The 13,808-nt window shown below is 76.7% G+C and carries 10 protein-coding genes; 5 read left to right on the plus strand and 5 right to left on the minus strand.

Annotation, left to right across the window (positions count from 1 at the left end):
* The first annotated feature begins 51 nt into the window (after window positions 1–51).
* Window positions 52–3,036, plus strand: a complete 2,985-nt coding sequence (locus AB0L29_RS16235; RefSeq protein ID WP_365827535.1) for an SMC family ATPase — start codon at window positions 52–54, stop codon at window positions 3,034–3,036.
* 65 nt (window positions 3,037–3,101) lie between these two features.
* On the opposite strand, the gene AB0L29_RS16240 is transcribed toward AB0L29_RS16235, so the two are convergent.
* Complete coding sequence (locus tag AB0L29_RS16240; RefSeq protein ID WP_365827537.1) at window positions 3,102–3,548, minus strand: Lrp/AsnC family transcriptional regulator; 447 nt, start codon at window positions 3,546–3,548, stop codon at window positions 3,102–3,104.
* A 167-nt stretch (window positions 3,549–3,715) separates the two neighbouring features.
* Here AB0L29_RS16240 and AB0L29_RS16245 point away from each other — a divergent pair, with 167 nt between their 5' ends.
* From AB0L29_RS16245 to AB0L29_RS16255, 3 genes are all read left to right on the plus strand, one after another.
* Complete coding sequence (locus AB0L29_RS16245) at window positions 3,716–4,219, plus strand: rhodanese-like domain-containing protein (protein ID WP_365827539.1); 504 nt, start codon at window positions 3,716–3,718, stop codon at window positions 4,217–4,219.
* 44 nt (window positions 4,220–4,263) lie between these two features.
* Window positions 4,264–4,782, plus strand: a complete 519-nt coding sequence (locus AB0L29_RS16250) for an immunity 21 family protein (RefSeq protein WP_365827540.1) — start codon at window positions 4,264–4,266, stop codon at window positions 4,780–4,782.
* 348 nt (window positions 4,783–5,130) lie between these two features.
* Window positions 5,131–5,976, plus strand: a complete 846-nt coding sequence (locus AB0L29_RS16255) for an SDR family oxidoreductase (protein WP_365827542.1) — start codon at window positions 5,131–5,133, stop codon at window positions 5,974–5,976.
* 6 nt (window positions 5,977–5,982) lie between these two features.
* Here AB0L29_RS16255 and AB0L29_RS16260 read toward each other — a convergent pair whose 3' ends face one another.
* A complete protein-coding gene (locus tag AB0L29_RS16260) occupies window positions 5,983–7,674 on the minus strand; it encodes a DUF885 domain-containing protein (RefSeq protein WP_365827544.1) in 1,692 nt (563 codons plus the stop codon).
* A gap of 33 nt (window positions 7,675–7,707) precedes the next feature.
* Window positions 7,708–8,232, minus strand: coding sequence for an Lrp/AsnC family transcriptional regulator (locus AB0L29_RS16265; protein ID WP_365827546.1), 525 nt, complete (start codon window positions 8,230–8,232; stop codon window positions 7,708–7,710).
* A gap of 71 nt (window positions 8,233–8,303) precedes the next feature.
* Between AB0L29_RS16265 and AB0L29_RS16270 the strand changes: the two genes are divergently transcribed.
* A complete protein-coding gene (locus AB0L29_RS16270; RefSeq protein WP_365827548.1) occupies window positions 8,304–9,521 on the plus strand; it encodes a PLP-dependent transferase in 1,218 nt (405 codons plus the stop codon).
* A 102-nt stretch (window positions 9,522–9,623) separates the two neighbouring features.
* Here the strand turns inward: AB0L29_RS16270 and AB0L29_RS16275 are convergent, their stop codons facing one another.
* Both AB0L29_RS16275 and AB0L29_RS16280 read right to left on the minus strand, forming a co-directional pair.
* Complete coding sequence (locus tag AB0L29_RS16275; RefSeq protein ID WP_365827550.1) at window positions 9,624–10,895, minus strand: GNAT family N-acetyltransferase; 1,272 nt, start codon at window positions 10,893–10,895, stop codon at window positions 9,624–9,626.
* 1,108 nt (window positions 10,896–12,003) lie between these two features.
* Window positions 12,004–13,590, minus strand: coding sequence for an alkaline phosphatase D family protein (locus AB0L29_RS16280; protein ID WP_365827552.1), 1,587 nt, complete (start codon window positions 13,588–13,590; stop codon window positions 12,004–12,006).
* Window positions 13,591–13,808 lie beyond the last annotated feature (218 nt).

The raw sequence follows: 13,808 nt of genomic DNA on the forward strand, positions 1-13,808 counted from the left end.
GCCGCACGGCAGCGCGGCGGCCGCGCGCACCGAGGACGAGGGGGAGACCCGGTGAGGCTGCACCGGCTGGACATCACCGCCTTCGGTCCCTTCGGCGGGTCCCAGAGCGTCGACTTCGACGCCCTGTCGGCGGCCGGGCTCTTCCTGCTGCACGGACCCACCGGCGCGGGCAAGACCTCCGTCCTCGACGCCGTCTGCTACGCCCTGTACGGCTCGGTACCCGGGGCCAGGCAGGGCGCGCCCCTGCGCAGCGACCACGCGCAGCCCGGCACGCGCACCCAGGTGACGCTCGAACTCACCCTCGCCGGACGCCGGCTGGAGATCACCCGCCAGCCGCCCTGGGAGCGTCCGAAGCTGCGCGGTACGGGCACGACGGTCGACAAGGCCCAGACCTGGCTGCGCGAGTACGACGCCACGGCCGCCGCCTGGAAGGACCTCAGCCGCTCGCACCAGGAGATCGGCGAGGAGGTCGCCCAGCTGCTCGGCATGAGCCGGGAGCAGTTCTGCCAGGTCGTGCTGCTGCCCCAGGGCGACTTCGCGCGGTTCCTGCGCGCCGACGCCGAGGCGCGCGGCAGGCTGCTGGGCCGGCTGTTCGACACGCGCCGCTTCGCCGAGGTCGAAAAGCGCCTCGCCGAGCGGCGGCGCGGCACCGAGGCCCGGGTGCGGGACGGGGATGCCGCCCTGCTGGCCGACGCGCACCGCATGCAGCAGGCCGCCGGCGACACCATGGAGCTGCCCGGGCTGTCCCCGGGCGAGCCGGGCCTCGCCGAGGCCGTCCTGAGCGCCGCCGCGATCGCCCGCAGCACCGCGCGGGAGCAGCTCGCCGTCGCCCACTGCCGCCTCGCCGCCGCCGAGTCCGCCCGGGCCGCCGCCGACCGCGCCCTCGGCGAGGTGCGCGAACTGGACCGGCTGCAGCGGCGGTTCGCCGAGGCGCAGGAGCGGGCCGGGCTGCTCCGCTCGCGTGCCGAGGCCCACCGGGAGGCGCAGGCGCGCATGGAGCGGGCCCGCAGGGCCGAAGCGGTCGCGCCCGCCCTGGACCTGCGGGAGACCGCCGAGGCCGAGCACCGGCGGGCGGCCGCCGCCGAGGCACGCGCGCGGGCCCTGCTGCCGGACGCCTTCGCGGACGCGGGCGCGGCCGGCCTCGCCTCCGCCGCCCGCCGCGTCGCCGAGGAACTGGGCGGACTGGAGTCGGCCCGCCGCGCCGAGCGGCGACTGGCCGACCTCGCCGCCGAGCGCGCCGACCTGGACCGTCAGGAGCGCGCCGACGAGGACGCCCTGGCCGAGGCCGGGAACTGGCTCGCCGGATGGGAGGAGACCCGTGCCGGGCTCCAGGCCCGTATCGAGTCGGCCCAGGAGGCCGCCGCCCGGGCCGAGCAGCTCGCCGTCCAGCGCGAACCCGCGCGGAAGCGGCTCGGGGCCGCCCGGCTGCGCGACCAGCTGGCCGAGGACACCGAGCAGGCCGCCGAACGGGCCCGCCTCGCGCGCGAACAGGCGCTGGAGGCCAAACGGCACTGGCTCGACCTCAAGGAACAGCGCCTGAACGGCATCGCCGCCGAACTCGCCGCGAACCTCACCGACGGCGCGCCGTGCGCCGTCTGCGGCGCCACCGAGCACCCCGCCCCCGCCCGCAAGGTGGCCGGGCACGTCGACCGCGCGGCCGAGGAGCGCGCCCTGGCCGCCCACCAGCGTGCCGAGGAACAGCTCGCCGAGGACGAGCGGCGCCTCGCCACCGCACGCGAGGCGCTGGCCGCCGCCACCGCCGAGGCCGGGGACACGCCCACCGGGCGGCTCGCCCGCGAGGTGGAGGAACTGGAACGGCAGTACGCGCAGGCCCGCGGCGCGGCCTCCGCGCTGCACGCCGCGCACGAGGAGCTGCGGCAGGCCGAGCACGAGTACGAGCGGCGGATCGCCGCCCGGCAGCAGGCCGCCGTGCGGGCCGCCTCCCGCGTGGGCCACCGCGAGCGGCTGGACCGCGAGAGCGCCGCCCTCCAGGAGGAGCTGGCCCGGGCCCGCGGCGACGCCGGGAGCGTCGCCGCGCGCGCCGCGCAGCTGGAGCAGCGGGCCGCGCTGCTCACCGACGCCGCCGAGGCCGCCCGCGTCGCCGAGGACAGCGCCCGGCGCCTCAAGGACGCCGACGCCCGGCTCGCCGACGCCGCCTTCCGGGCCGGCTTCGACACCCCGCAGGCCGCGGCCGACGCCCTCCTCGACGCCGCCGCCCACCAAGAGCTCCAACGGCGGCTGGACGCCTGGCAGAACGAGGAGGCCGCCGTCCGCGCCGTCCTCGCCGAGCCCGACACCGCGGCCGCCGCCCGGCAGCCGCCCGCCGACCTCGCGGCGGCGCAGCGGGCCGCCGCCGCGGCCGAACAGCGGGTGCGCGAGGCGGCCTCCGCGCACGACGCGGCCGCCCGGCGCTGCGCCGAACTGGACCGGCTGTCCGCGCGGGCCGCCGCCTCGGCGCGGCGCCTGGCACCGCTGCGGGAGGAGTACGACCGCGTGGCCCGCATGGCGGGTCTGGCCGCGGGCACCTCCGCGGACAACGAACGCCGGATGCGCCTGGAGTCCTACGTGCTGGCGGCCCGCCTCGAACAGGTGGCCGCCGCCGCGACCGTACGGCTGCAGCGCATGTCGTCCGGCCGCTACACCCTCGTCCACTCCGACGACCGCACCGGGCGCGGCCGCAGCGGCCTCGGGCTGCACGTCGTCGACGCGTGGACCGGCCGGGAGCGCGACACGGCGACCCTGTCGGGCGGCGAGACTTTCTTCGCCTCGCTCGCCCTCGCCCTGGGTCTCGCGGACGTCGTCACGGACGAGGCGGGCGGGGTCCGGCTGGACACGCTCTTCATCGACGAAGGCTTCGGCAGCCTCGACGACCAGACCCTCGACGAGGTCCTCGACGTGCTCGACTCCCTGCGCGAACGCGACCGCAGCGTGGGCATCGTCAGCCACGTCCCCGACCTGCGGCGGCGGATCCACGCACAGCTGGAGGTCGTGAAGGGACGGTCGGGGTCGGTGCTGCGGCAGCGCGGGGCCGGCTGACGCCGCCGGGGCGGGGCCGGTCGTGCGGGGGACGGCGGCCGGTCGTGCGGGAACGGCGGCCGGGGTCAGCGGCCGAGCGGGCGCCGGGGCAGGGGGGAGGAGTAGACGACGCTCGTGGTCACGGAACCCAGCGCCCCGATCTTCCCGGACACCTCCTCCAGGTGCCGCATCGAGCGGACCGCGACCTTGATGACGAAACAGTCGTCGCCCGTGACGTGGTGCGCCTCGAGGATCTCGGGCGTCGCGGCGACCAGGTCGTGGAACGGCTTGTAGTGGCCGTTGGGGTAGCGCAGACGGACGAAGGCGAGGACCGGCAGGCCGAGCCGTTCCGGGTCGACGACCGCCGCGTAGCCCTGGATGACCCCGGCCTCCTCCATGCGGCGCACCCGCTCGGTGACCGCGCTCGCGGACATGGAGACGGCACGGGCCAGCTCGGCGAAACTGGCCCGGCCCTCCCGCTGGAGGACGTCGAGGATGCGCCAGTCGGTGGCGTCCGGGGAATACGCGGTCATCCATGAGGGATAGCAGGGGAATCCCGGCCGATCAAGCACCGGGCCGGGGATCGGCCCTTCAGCCGGGGGACCGCCGTCCGTAGATTTCAGGGCATCGGTGACCGCGCGCTCCAAGGCGTCGGACGGCACCGGAGAACCCCTGGGATCCGCCGACGAAAGGCCGGACGATGACCACCGCCCCCTCCGCCGCCTCCTCCGCCCCGGCCGCGGCCGGCCCCGTGCTGCGCGCCGCCCCGGCGGCCCCCGCCGAGGCGGCCGCGTACTTCCGCGCGAGCCTCGCCTTCCACACGGACGTCTCCGACGTGGCCGCCGCGCTCGCGGCCGGCGGCGACCCCGGCTTCGTCGTCGTGGACTGCCGCTCCACCGAGGCCTGGGACCAGGGCCACGTCCCCGGCGCCGTCCACCTGCCGACCGCGCTCGTCCCCGAGCGGGCCGGACGGCTCCTCGACCGGTCCGTGCCGGTCGTGACGTACTGCTGGGGCCCCGGCTGCAACGGCGCCGCCCGCGCCGCCCTGGCCCTCGCCGAACTCGGCCACCGGGTCAAGGAGATGCTCGGCGGCTTCGAGTACTGGGTGCGCGAGGGCCTCGCGTTCGAGACCGGGCAGGGGCAGGAGCGCCGCGCCGCCGACCCGTTGACGGCGCCGGCCGGTGCCGGGGACTGCGGCTGCTGACCCCCCGGCGCGGCGCGCGGCGGTGTCCCGGTAGCTTCTGCCGCATGGTGCGATACGCGGAACCGGGCGCGGTGGAGTGGGTCGAGTCGGGCGGCGGGCCGCTCATAGCGGTGCCGGAGGCGGTGCTGCCGTTCTGGACGGGCGCCGACGGCGAGGAGACGGCCTCGGACTACGACCGGGCCTGCGAGGTCGACGGACACGTCGGCCTCCTTCCGGTCGGCGACTCCACCGCCCTCGTCCTGGGCGACGAACCCGCCGCGACCGCCTACCTGCCCGACCACGGCGCCTTCGTCCGGTGGTGCGCCGGGAACGCCGAGGACGAACTGCTGGACAGCGTCCCGGCGGCACTGCGCACCGCGCAGTGGGAGCCGGAGGTGCGCTGGGACGTGCCGGGGGCGGTGCTGCTGTTCGACGCGGCCTGGCCCGGCACGGACTCCGGACGGGCCGACCGCGTACGGGTCGCCCTGGAGCCCGGCCCGTACGCCGTCCGCGCGGCCCAGGTGCGGCCCGGCCCGGAGACCTGGCTGGGACTCGTGCAGGTGCGCCGGCTCGCGAACCGGTAGGCGCGGGGCGGACAGGGCCGCTCGGCCGCCACGGCGTGGAACGGTCGCCGTGCCCCGGGACGAGGTGGAACGGTCGCCGTGCCCCACGACGGTGTGGAACGGTCGCCGTGCCCCACGACGGTGTGGAACGGTCGCCGTGCCCCGCGATGGCGTGGAACGGTCGCCGTGCCCCGCGATGGCGTGGAACGGTCGCCGTGCCCCGCGATGGCGTGGAACGGTCGCCGTGCCCCGGCCGGAGCGCCGGCGTGCCGGTGCACGGACCGGCGTAGCCGTCCGCCGGCACCCGGCGCGGCGCGGTGCGCGATATTCGCGTGCGCCGAGCCCGCCGACCGGCCATCATCGGCAGCTATGCCCCGACTTCCGCACCCCACGCCCGAGGAACTGCGCCGCGACCCCCTGCCGCTGCGCGGCCGGACCGCCCTCGTGACCGGTGCCAGCCGGCGCGGCGGCATCGGCCACGCCGTGGCCCGGCGGCTCGCCGCCCACGGGGCGAGCGTCTACCTGCACCACCACGTGCCGCACGACGCCGCCATGCCCTGGGGCGCCGACCGGATCGAGGAGGTGACCGCCTCCGTGCGCGCCGCGCTCGGCGACCCCGGGGCCCGGGTCGTCGCCGGGCCCGGCGACCTCGCCGACCCGGCGGAGTCCGCCGCACTCGTCGGCCGGGCCGCCGAGGAGCTCGGCGGCCGGCTCGACATCCTCGTCGCCAACCACGCCCTGAGCGGGTACGACGGCCCGCTGGACGTGATCGACGCCGCGATGCTCGACGCGCACTGGGCGGTCGACACGCGGTCGGTGCTGCTGCTGGTGCAGGCCTACGCGCGGCTGCGGGCCGGGTTGCCGCCGCGCACCCCGGGCGGACGCGTGGTGATGATGACCTCCGGTCAGGACATCGCGGGCGGCATGCCCGGCGAGATCGCCTACGCCCTCCAGAAGGGGGCGCTCGCCTCGATCACCCGCTCGCTGGCCACCACGCTCGCCGAGCAGGCGATCACGGTGAACACCGTCAACCCCGGCCCCGTCGACACGGACTACCTGACCGGTGAGGCGTACGAGGCCGTCGCCGCGCGCTTCCCCGCCGGGCGGTGGGGCATGCCCGACGACCCGGCCCGCCTCATCGCCTGGCTCGCGACGGACGAGGCGGACTGGATCACCGGTCAGGTGATCGACTCCGAGGGCGGTTTCCGGCGTTGACCCGGTTCACAGCCGCGACAGCTCGTCCACCAGGTCGTCCAGGCCCAGCGACCCCTGCGACAGCGCCGCCATGTGCCAGGCCTTGAGGTCGAAGGCGTCCCCGTGCCGCTTGCGGGCGTTCTCCCGGCCCAGCAGCCAGGCCCGCTCGCCGAGCTTGTAGCCGATCGCCTGGCCCGGAATGGTCAGGTAGCGGGTCAGCTCGCTCTCCACGAAGTCCGCCGGGCGGCTGCTGTGCGCGCCGAAGAACTCCTGGGCCAGCTCCGGCGTCCAGCGCTCACCGGGGTGGAAGGGGGAGTCCGACGGGATCTCCAGCTCCAGGTGCATGCCGATGTCGACGATGACCCGGGCGGCCCGCATCATCTGCGCGTCGAGGTAGCCCAGCCGCTGCTCCGCGTCCGTGAGGAAGCCGAGCTCGTCCATCAGGCGCTCGGCGTACAGCGCCCAGCCCTCGGCGTTGGCGCTGACCATGCCGACGGACGCCTGGTAGCGGGAGAGGTCCTCGGCCACGTGCACCCACTGCGCCAGCTGGAGGTGGTGGCCGGGCACGCCCTCGTGGTACCAGGTGGAGACCAGGTCGTACACCGGGAAGCGGGTCTGGCCCATGGTCGGCAGCCAGGTGCGGCCCGGGCGGGAGAAGTCCTCCGACGGGGGCGTGTAGTACGGCGCCGCGGCGCCGCCGGGCGGCGCGATGCGCGACTCCACCCGCCGCACCCGCTCGGCGAGTTCGAAGTGGGTGCCGTCGAGCGCGTCGATGGCCTGGTCCATCAGGCCCTGCAGCCACGCGCGGACCTCGTCGACGCCCTCGATGTGCCGGCCGTGCTCGTCGAGGTGCGCGAGCGCCGCCCACGGCGTCCCGGCGCCCGGCAGGATCTTCTCGGCCTCCTCCCGCATCTCGCCGAGGATGCGGTGGAACTCGGACCAGCCGTACGCGTACGCCTCGTCCAGGTCGAGGTCCGTGCCGTTGAAGTAGCGCGCCCAGCGGGCGTAGCGCTCCCGGCCCACCGTGTTCGGGGCGCCCTCGACCGTCGGCGCGTACACCTCGCGCATCCAGTCCCGCAGCTCCACCACGGCCGCGGTCGCCCCGCGGGCGGCCTCGTCCAGCTCGGCGCGCAGCGCCTCGGGACCCGCCGCGGCGAACTCCTCGAACCAGCCGCGGCCGGAGCCGTCGGTGTCCGACCACTCGGCCAGCTGCCCGATGAACGTGGCCGTCGGGCGCGGCGCCGCGTACAGCTTGCGCTCCAGGCCGAGGGCGAGCGACTCGCGATAACCCGCCAGCGCGGCCGGCACCGCGCGCAGCCGCTCGGCGATCGCCGCCCAGTCCTGCTCCGTCTGCGCCGGCGTCACGGTGAACACCTCGCGCACCGAGTGGGCGATCGTGCCCAGGTTGCCCACCGAACGCAGGCCCTCGTCGGCCTCGTGCACGGCGAGCTCCGCGGTGAGCCGCTCGCGCAGCAGGCGCGCGCACCGGCGCTCGACGTCACTGTCCGCGCCGGGCCGGCGCTCGGCCTCGTCGAGCCGCGCGAGGGTGGCCCGCTGGAGCTCGGCGAGCGCCTGCTGACCCGCGGGCGAGGTGTCGGGCAGACGGCTGGAACTCTCCTGCACGCCGAGATACGTACCGGTGATCGGGTCGAGGGCGACGAGCTCGTCGACGTAGGCGTCGGCGACCTGGCGGGGCAGCGGGCTGTTGGTCTGTGACATGCGGACCATCCTCGTACGCGGACCGTCGCCGCGTCAGCCCGGTTCGGAGGGCCGGGTGCCGTCCCGGCCCGGTTTCGCCGAGAGCGTGGCGGGCGGCAGCAGGGGCCCGCAGTCCCACTGCTGGAAGATCAGCCGGGTCTCCACGCGCGCCACCTCCCGCCGCGCCGTGAACTCGTCCAGGACCAGCCGCTGCAGGTCCGCCATGTCGGCCACCGCGACGTGCACCAGATAGTCGTCCGGCCCGGTCAGGTGGAAGACGGTCCGCGACTCCGGCAGCGCCCGGATCCGCTCCACGAACGGGCCCACCAGTTCCCGGCGGTGCGGCCTGACCTGCACCGACAGCAGCGCCTCCAGGCCCCGTCCCAGTTTGGCCGGATCGAGCTTCAGCCGGTGCCCGAGGATCACGCCCGAGCGGCGCAGCCGGGTCACCCGGTCCAGACAGGTCGACGGTGCCACCCCGACCTGCGCGGCCAGGTCCCGGTAGGTCGTCCGGGCGTCGTTCTGCAACAGCCGCAACAGGTGGAGATCCACCGGATCCAGTACGACAGATTCGGCCATCGGCCGAACGTAGCACGGGAATCAGGTCCCATGGTCCGGCCGGTGTTCACTCTTCCGCCATGAACCTGGGCATGGACACGAACACAGGCCCGGCGCGCGCGGCCGCGTCGCACGACGACGCCGGCGGCGCACGCCCGCGCACCGCGGCGAGGGCCCTCGCCACCGAAGCCGTGCACGCCGGCCGGGACGACCTCGCCCGGCAGGGGCTGCACGCCCCGCCGATCGACCTGTCCACCACCTACCCCTCCCACGACAGCCGCGGCGAGGCCGCCCGGATCGACGCCTTCGCCGCCACCGGCGCGGAGCCGGACGGCCCGCCCGTCTACGGGCGGCTGGGGAACCCGACCGTCGCCCGCTTCGAGACCGCGCTGGCGCGCCTGGAGGGCACCGAGGCCGCGGTCGCCTTCGCCAGCGGCATGGCCGCGCTGAGCGCCGTGCTGCTGGTGCGGGGCTCGACGGGCCTGCGGCACGTGGTGGCCGTACGCCCCCTGTACGGGTGCAGCGACCACCTGCTGACCGCCGGGCTGCTCGGCTCGGAGGTGACCTGGACCGACCCGGCGGGCATCGCGGACGCGCTGCGCCCGGACACCGGGCTGGTGCTGGTGGAGTCCCCGGCCAACCCGACGCTCGCCGAGGTGGACCTGCGGGCCGTGGCGCACGCCTGCGGGTCCGTGCCGCTGCTGGTGGACAACACCTTCGCCACGCCGGTGCTGCAGCGTCCCGCCGAGCAGGGCGCGCGGCTGGTGCTGCACAGCGCCACCAAGTACCTGGGCGGGCACGGCGACGTGCTCGCGGGCGTGGTGGCCTGCGACGAGGAGCTCGCGGGACCGCTGCGGCAGGTGCGGTTCGCCACCGGCGGTGTCCTGCACCCGCTGGCCGGCTACCTGCTGCTGCGCGGGCTGTCGACCCTGCCGGTGCGGGTGCGGGCCGCCTCCGCGAACGCCGCCGAACTCGCCCGCCGCCTCGCCGCCGACCCGCGCGTGGCCCGCGTGCACTACCCCCGCGTCGGCGGCGCCATGGTCAGCTTCGAGGTGCACGGCGACCCGCACGAGGTCATCGCCGGGGTGCGCCTGATCACCCCGGCCGTGAGCCTCGGCAGCGTCGACACGCTCATCCAGCACCCGGCCTCCATCAGCCACCGCATCGTCGACGCCGGCGACCGCAGGGGCGCCGGGGTCGACGACCGGCTGCTGCGGCTGTCGGTGGGACTGGAGGACGTCGAGGACCTGTGGGCGGATCTGGACGGGGCGCTGGGGGAGCGGCCCGCCCCGGCCGCGGCGCGGGGGTGAGGACCGGACGGCCCGGCGCGCCGGCCGGGCCGTCCGGACGGGCCGGGGCCGGTCCGAGGGGCCCTGACCGGTGACCTGGCCGCGTCCGGCCCGCTCGGCGCCCTACGGCAGCCGCGCGGCGAGGGGAGCCGGTCGCAGCCGGGCCGTGATCACCAGGGTGCCCTCCTCGATCTGGTAGTCGAGGGGGAGGCCGAGGCCGCGCATCGCGGCGACCATGCCGGTGTTGGAGGCCTGCGTCACGGCGTACACGCTCTCGCAGCCCGCCTCGGCCGCCATCGCCACGAGCCGGGCGAGGAGTTCGCCGCCGACGCCGCGCCGCTGCCAGGCGTCCTCGACGAGCAGCGCGACCTCCGTCTCGTCGCCGTCCCACAGCAGGTGGCCGAGCGCGACGAGACGGCTCGAGGCGGTCCGCGCGGCGAGCGTGCGACCGAAGCGCGGGCTGAGCAGGTGGTTCAGATAGCGGTCCGCGTCGCCCACCGGCCCGTGGTACCGCAGCCTCAGGGTCCGCTCGGAGCACCGCTCGTGCATCTCCCGCGCGGCCGGCACGTCACGGGTGTCGGCCCGGCGCACGGTGATGTCACTGCCCTCGGGCAGCGTCAGCACGTCCCGGCCGCGCGGCAGGCGCGGGCCGAGCCGGGCGTCCAGCTCCACCAGCGCCCGGGCCCGGGCGAACTCGGTCGGCGTGAACGGCAGGTACGGCCGCTCCACGGTGATCACTCCGCCCTCCGGCGCGCGCAGGCGCATCACGGTGTCCTCCAGGGCACCCTCCACCGGCCCGCCGGCGGGCGCCCGGTCGCCGCGGCCCGGCGCGGCGGGCAGGGAGCGGATCGTGCACCGGCCCAGCAACTGCCGCAGCGCCAGCGGCAGTTCCGCCGCGTCCGTGGCGGTCCGGGCGGCCAGGCCCAGGACCCGGGTCGGCGCGTCCACCAGGTCGTGGGCGTCGGCCCGCTCCATCCAGGTGTCCGTGCCGCCCGCCCGCGACACCGCGCCGGTGATCTCGGCCGCGCCGAGCCCTCCCGGGGCGCGCAGCAGGAACTCGTCCACGGTGCCCTCGGCCAGCGGGTGCGTCTGCAGGCTGAGGATGTCGACCCGCCGCTCGGCGAGGGCGGTGCACAGCGCGGCCAGCGACCCCGGCTCGTCCTTCACCGTCGTCCGCATCCGCCACAGCACCCTCTCCTCGGGGACCGCGGGTGACGGGGCGGACGGCCCGGCCTGCCGTCCGGCGGACGGCGGCCGGGCACCGGTATCGAGCCTCGGCGGCGCGTGACCGTGGCGCCGTGTCCACCAGGTGTGGAACGGCGTCGCGATCCGCTGCCAGGGGCTGGTGCGGCGACCGTTCTCCGTGCGCGTCACATCGGACATGTCTCGACTCATGCACCCACTGTGAAGGAACGGTGTTGCGTGATCACGAACGCTCTGTGACCGATGGGTAAAGCGAACTTCTGACCTTTTGTTGCCCTTTTTACGAGTGTGGGCGGCGCGGGGGCCGGCCGGAGGCCCGCCTGCCCGGATCGGCCGTCCCCGGCCGGCGGTGGGCGCCGGGGCCGGGCGAGGCTGCCACACGCCTGCGTCGGGCGGCCACCCCCTCCGCCGGCGCGCTGCGCGGCCGGCGGGCCCGTGCGGCCGGCCGGGAGGAGCCGCGCCGGGCCGCCTTCTGTGCCAGATGCGGCGGTTCGCCCTCGGCCCCGGCCGCGCCGCGCCGCGCACTCCGCGACGACGCCCGGCAGGCCACCGGGCCCCGGGCCCCGTGCTTCCGGCCCCCCGCGCTTCCGGCCCCCCGCGCTTCCGGGCCCTCAGGCCCCGCGCTTCCGGCCTCCCGGGCCCCCGGGCCCCGGGCCTTCGGGCCTTCGGGCCCCCGGGCCCCCGCGCTTCCGGCCCTCCCCGGGCCCCCGCGCTTCCGGCCCCCCCCCGGGCCTCCGCGCCTCCGGCCCTCCCCGGGCCCCGGGCCTCCGGGCCTCCGGGCTCCCGCGCCCCCGCGCTTCCGGCCCCCGGGCTTCCGCGCCTCCGGCTTCCGCGCCCCCAGGCCTCCAGACCTCCAGGCCTTCGGGCCCCCGCGCTTCCGGCCCTCCCCAGGCCCCCACGCCTCTGGGTCTCCGCGCCTCCGGGCCTCTGGGCCTTCGCGCCCCGCGCCCCCGCGCCCCGCGCCCCCGCGCCTCTGGCCTCCAGGCCCCCTGGCCGGCGTGGCGGCGCCGTCGGTGCCGGGAGCCGCCAGGAGCACCGTCCGGGGCGTGGCGGAGCACGCCCCGGACGGTGGCGTGGCCGCCCCGTGGCAGCGGCCGCCCGCGCCGGCTCGGCCGGCCACAGCGGCTCGGCCGGCCGCAGCGGCTTCACCACCCCGCGCCGCACCGGCGGCCCGGGGCCGGCGCCCGGCCGTCCCGTGCCGGGCCGGCCGCGCCCCGCCGGCACCGGCGGAGCGGACGACCGGAGCCCGACGACCGCGCCCGGGGCAGGCGCGGTCGGAGGACCCCGCGGCCGAGGGGGGTCACTGCCCGACCAGGCCCGGCTGCAGCACCTTGGTGAACAACACCGTTCCGTCCTGCTCGCGCAGCCGTACCGTCATCTCGCCGCTGTCGCCGTCGATGTCGACCTCGCCGAAGAACTGGTGGCCGCCGGCGGGTGAGACGTTCGCGGTGGTCGGTGCCTTCACGAACACCCGCTCGGGACCGAAGGTGCCGTCGAGCGCGGAGGCCGGGAACGCACCGGCGTTGAGCGGTCCGGAGACGAACTCCCAGAACGGCTCGAAGTCGCCGAACGCGGCCCGCGAGGGCTGGTAGTGCTGGGCCGAGGTGTGGTGCACGTCGGCCGTCAGCCACACCGTGCCGGTGATCCGCCGGTGCTTGACGAACCGCAGCAGCTCGGCGATCTGCAGTTCACGGCCGAGCGGCGCGCCCGGGTCGCCCTGCGCCACGGCCTCGACGTGCGGTTTTCCCTCCTGTGTGTCCGGCACGACCAGGCCGAGCGGCATGTCGGCGGCGATCACCTTCCACACCGCCCGCGACCGCGCCAGTTCGCGCTTGAGCCACTCCAGTTGCTCGCGGCCGAGGATGCCCTGCGGGTCGGCGGTCTGCACGCCGGGCGAGTTGGGGTTGCGGTGGGTGCGCATGTCCAGCACGAACACGTCGAGCAGCGGGCCCTGCCGCAGCACCCGGTACACCCGGCCCTCCCGCGCCCCCGGGCGCAGCGTGGAGACCGGGAAGTACTCGCCGAACGCGCGCCGGGCCCGGCCCGTCAGGACGTCGACGCGCTTCTCGGTGTAGCGGGTGTCCGTGTCGGCGATGACCTGGCCGGGGTACCAGTTGTTGCGGACCTCGTGGTCGTCCCACTGGACGACGCAGGGCACCTGGGCGTTGAACCGGCGCAGGTTCGCGTCGAGCAGGTTGTAGCGGAAGGCGCCGCGGAACTCGGCCAGGGTCTCGGCGACCTTGGACTTCTCCTCGGTGGTGACGTTCCGCCAGGTGCCGCCGCCGGGCAGGGCGGCGGTCGCCGCGATGGGCCCGTCGGCGTAGATCGTGTCACCGCTGAACAGGAAGAAGTCCGGGTCCAGCCGCGCCATCGCGTCGAAGATGCGGTAGCCGCCGAGGTCGGGGTTGATGCCCCAGCCCTGCCCGGCCAGGTCGCCCGACCACACGAACCGCGTGCCGCCGCGCCGCCGGACCGGCACCGTGCGGAACGTGCCGGCGACCGGTTCGCCGGTCCGGCGCGGGTCGTCCGGGTCGGCGAGCAGCACGCGGTAGTGGATCTGCTCGCCCGGCGGCAGCCCCCGCAGCCGGGTCGTGCCGGTGAAGTCCGTGTCCGGGCCGAGCAGCGGGCCGTGCCACCGGCGCGGGGCGCGGAAGGACTCGGTGGCCGACGTCTCGACGATCATCCGGGCCGGACGGTCGGAGCGCACCCACACCAGGCCCGAGTTCGAGGTCACGTCGCCCGTCTGCACGCCCCAGTCGGCTCTGGGACGTCCGGACAGCGCGAAGGCGGGTGCCGCGCCGAGGGCGCCGGGCAGGGTCAGGGCCGCGGACGCGGCGAGCGAGCCGCGCAGGACGCTGCGGCGGCCGGGAAAGGGACGGTGTGACATGACTGCGCCTCCAGGGACGTGATCCGGCCGGTGTGCGGTGCCATCCCTACCGGTGTGCCGCGGCGCACACACGAACCGCCAGTGAACAACCGGCCACGGCGTGGCGGGAACCGGCGTGAGGTGCCCGGCCGGCGCCGTCCGCGCCGTCGGCCCGGTCCGCTCACCCGCGGGGCATCGTCCGCCTGCGTTCGACGGCCTCCCCGGTCCGGGACCCGGGC

This window comes from Streptomyces sp. NPDC052701, from assembly GCF_040678355.1.
In the GTDB taxonomy this organism is placed as follows: Bacteria; Actinomycetota; Actinomycetes; order Streptomycetales; family Streptomycetaceae; genus Streptomyces.

Bases quoted from the DNA above. Each gene is read 5' to 3' on its own strand.
- AB0L29_RS16240 (WP_365827537.1), bottom strand. From the start codon at position 3,548: ATGACCGCGTATTCCCCGGACGCCACCGACTGGCGCATCCTCGACGTC.
- AB0L29_RS16245 (WP_365827539.1), top strand. From the start codon at position 3,716: ATGACCACCGCCCCCTCCGCCGCCTCCTCCGCCCCGGCCGCGGCCGGC.
- AB0L29_RS16280 (WP_365827552.1), bottom strand. From the start codon at position 13,590: ATGTCACACCGTCCCTTTCCCGGCCGCCGCAGCGTCCTGCGCGGCTCG.
- AB0L29_RS16260 (WP_365827544.1), bottom strand. From the start codon at position 7,674: ATGTCACAGACCAACAGCCCGCTGCCCCGCCAGGTCGCCGACGCCTAC.
- AB0L29_RS16255 (WP_365827542.1), top strand. From the start codon at position 5,131: ATGCCCCGACTTCCGCACCCCACGCCCGAGGAACTGCGCCGCGACCCC.
- AB0L29_RS16250 (WP_365827540.1), top strand. From the start codon at position 4,264: ATGGTGCGATACGCGGAACCGGGCGCGGTGGAGTGGGTCGAGTCGGGC.
- AB0L29_RS16275 (WP_365827550.1), bottom strand. From the start codon at position 10,895: ATGAGTCGAGACATGTCCGATGTGACGCGCACGGAGAACGGTCGCCGC.
- AB0L29_RS16265 (WP_365827546.1), bottom strand. From the start codon at position 8,232: ATGGCCGAATCTGTCGTACTGGATCCGGTGGATCTCCACCTGTTGCGG.
- AB0L29_RS16270 (WP_365827548.1), top strand. From the start codon at position 8,304: ATGGACACGAACACAGGCCCGGCGCGCGCGGCCGCGTCGCACGACGAC.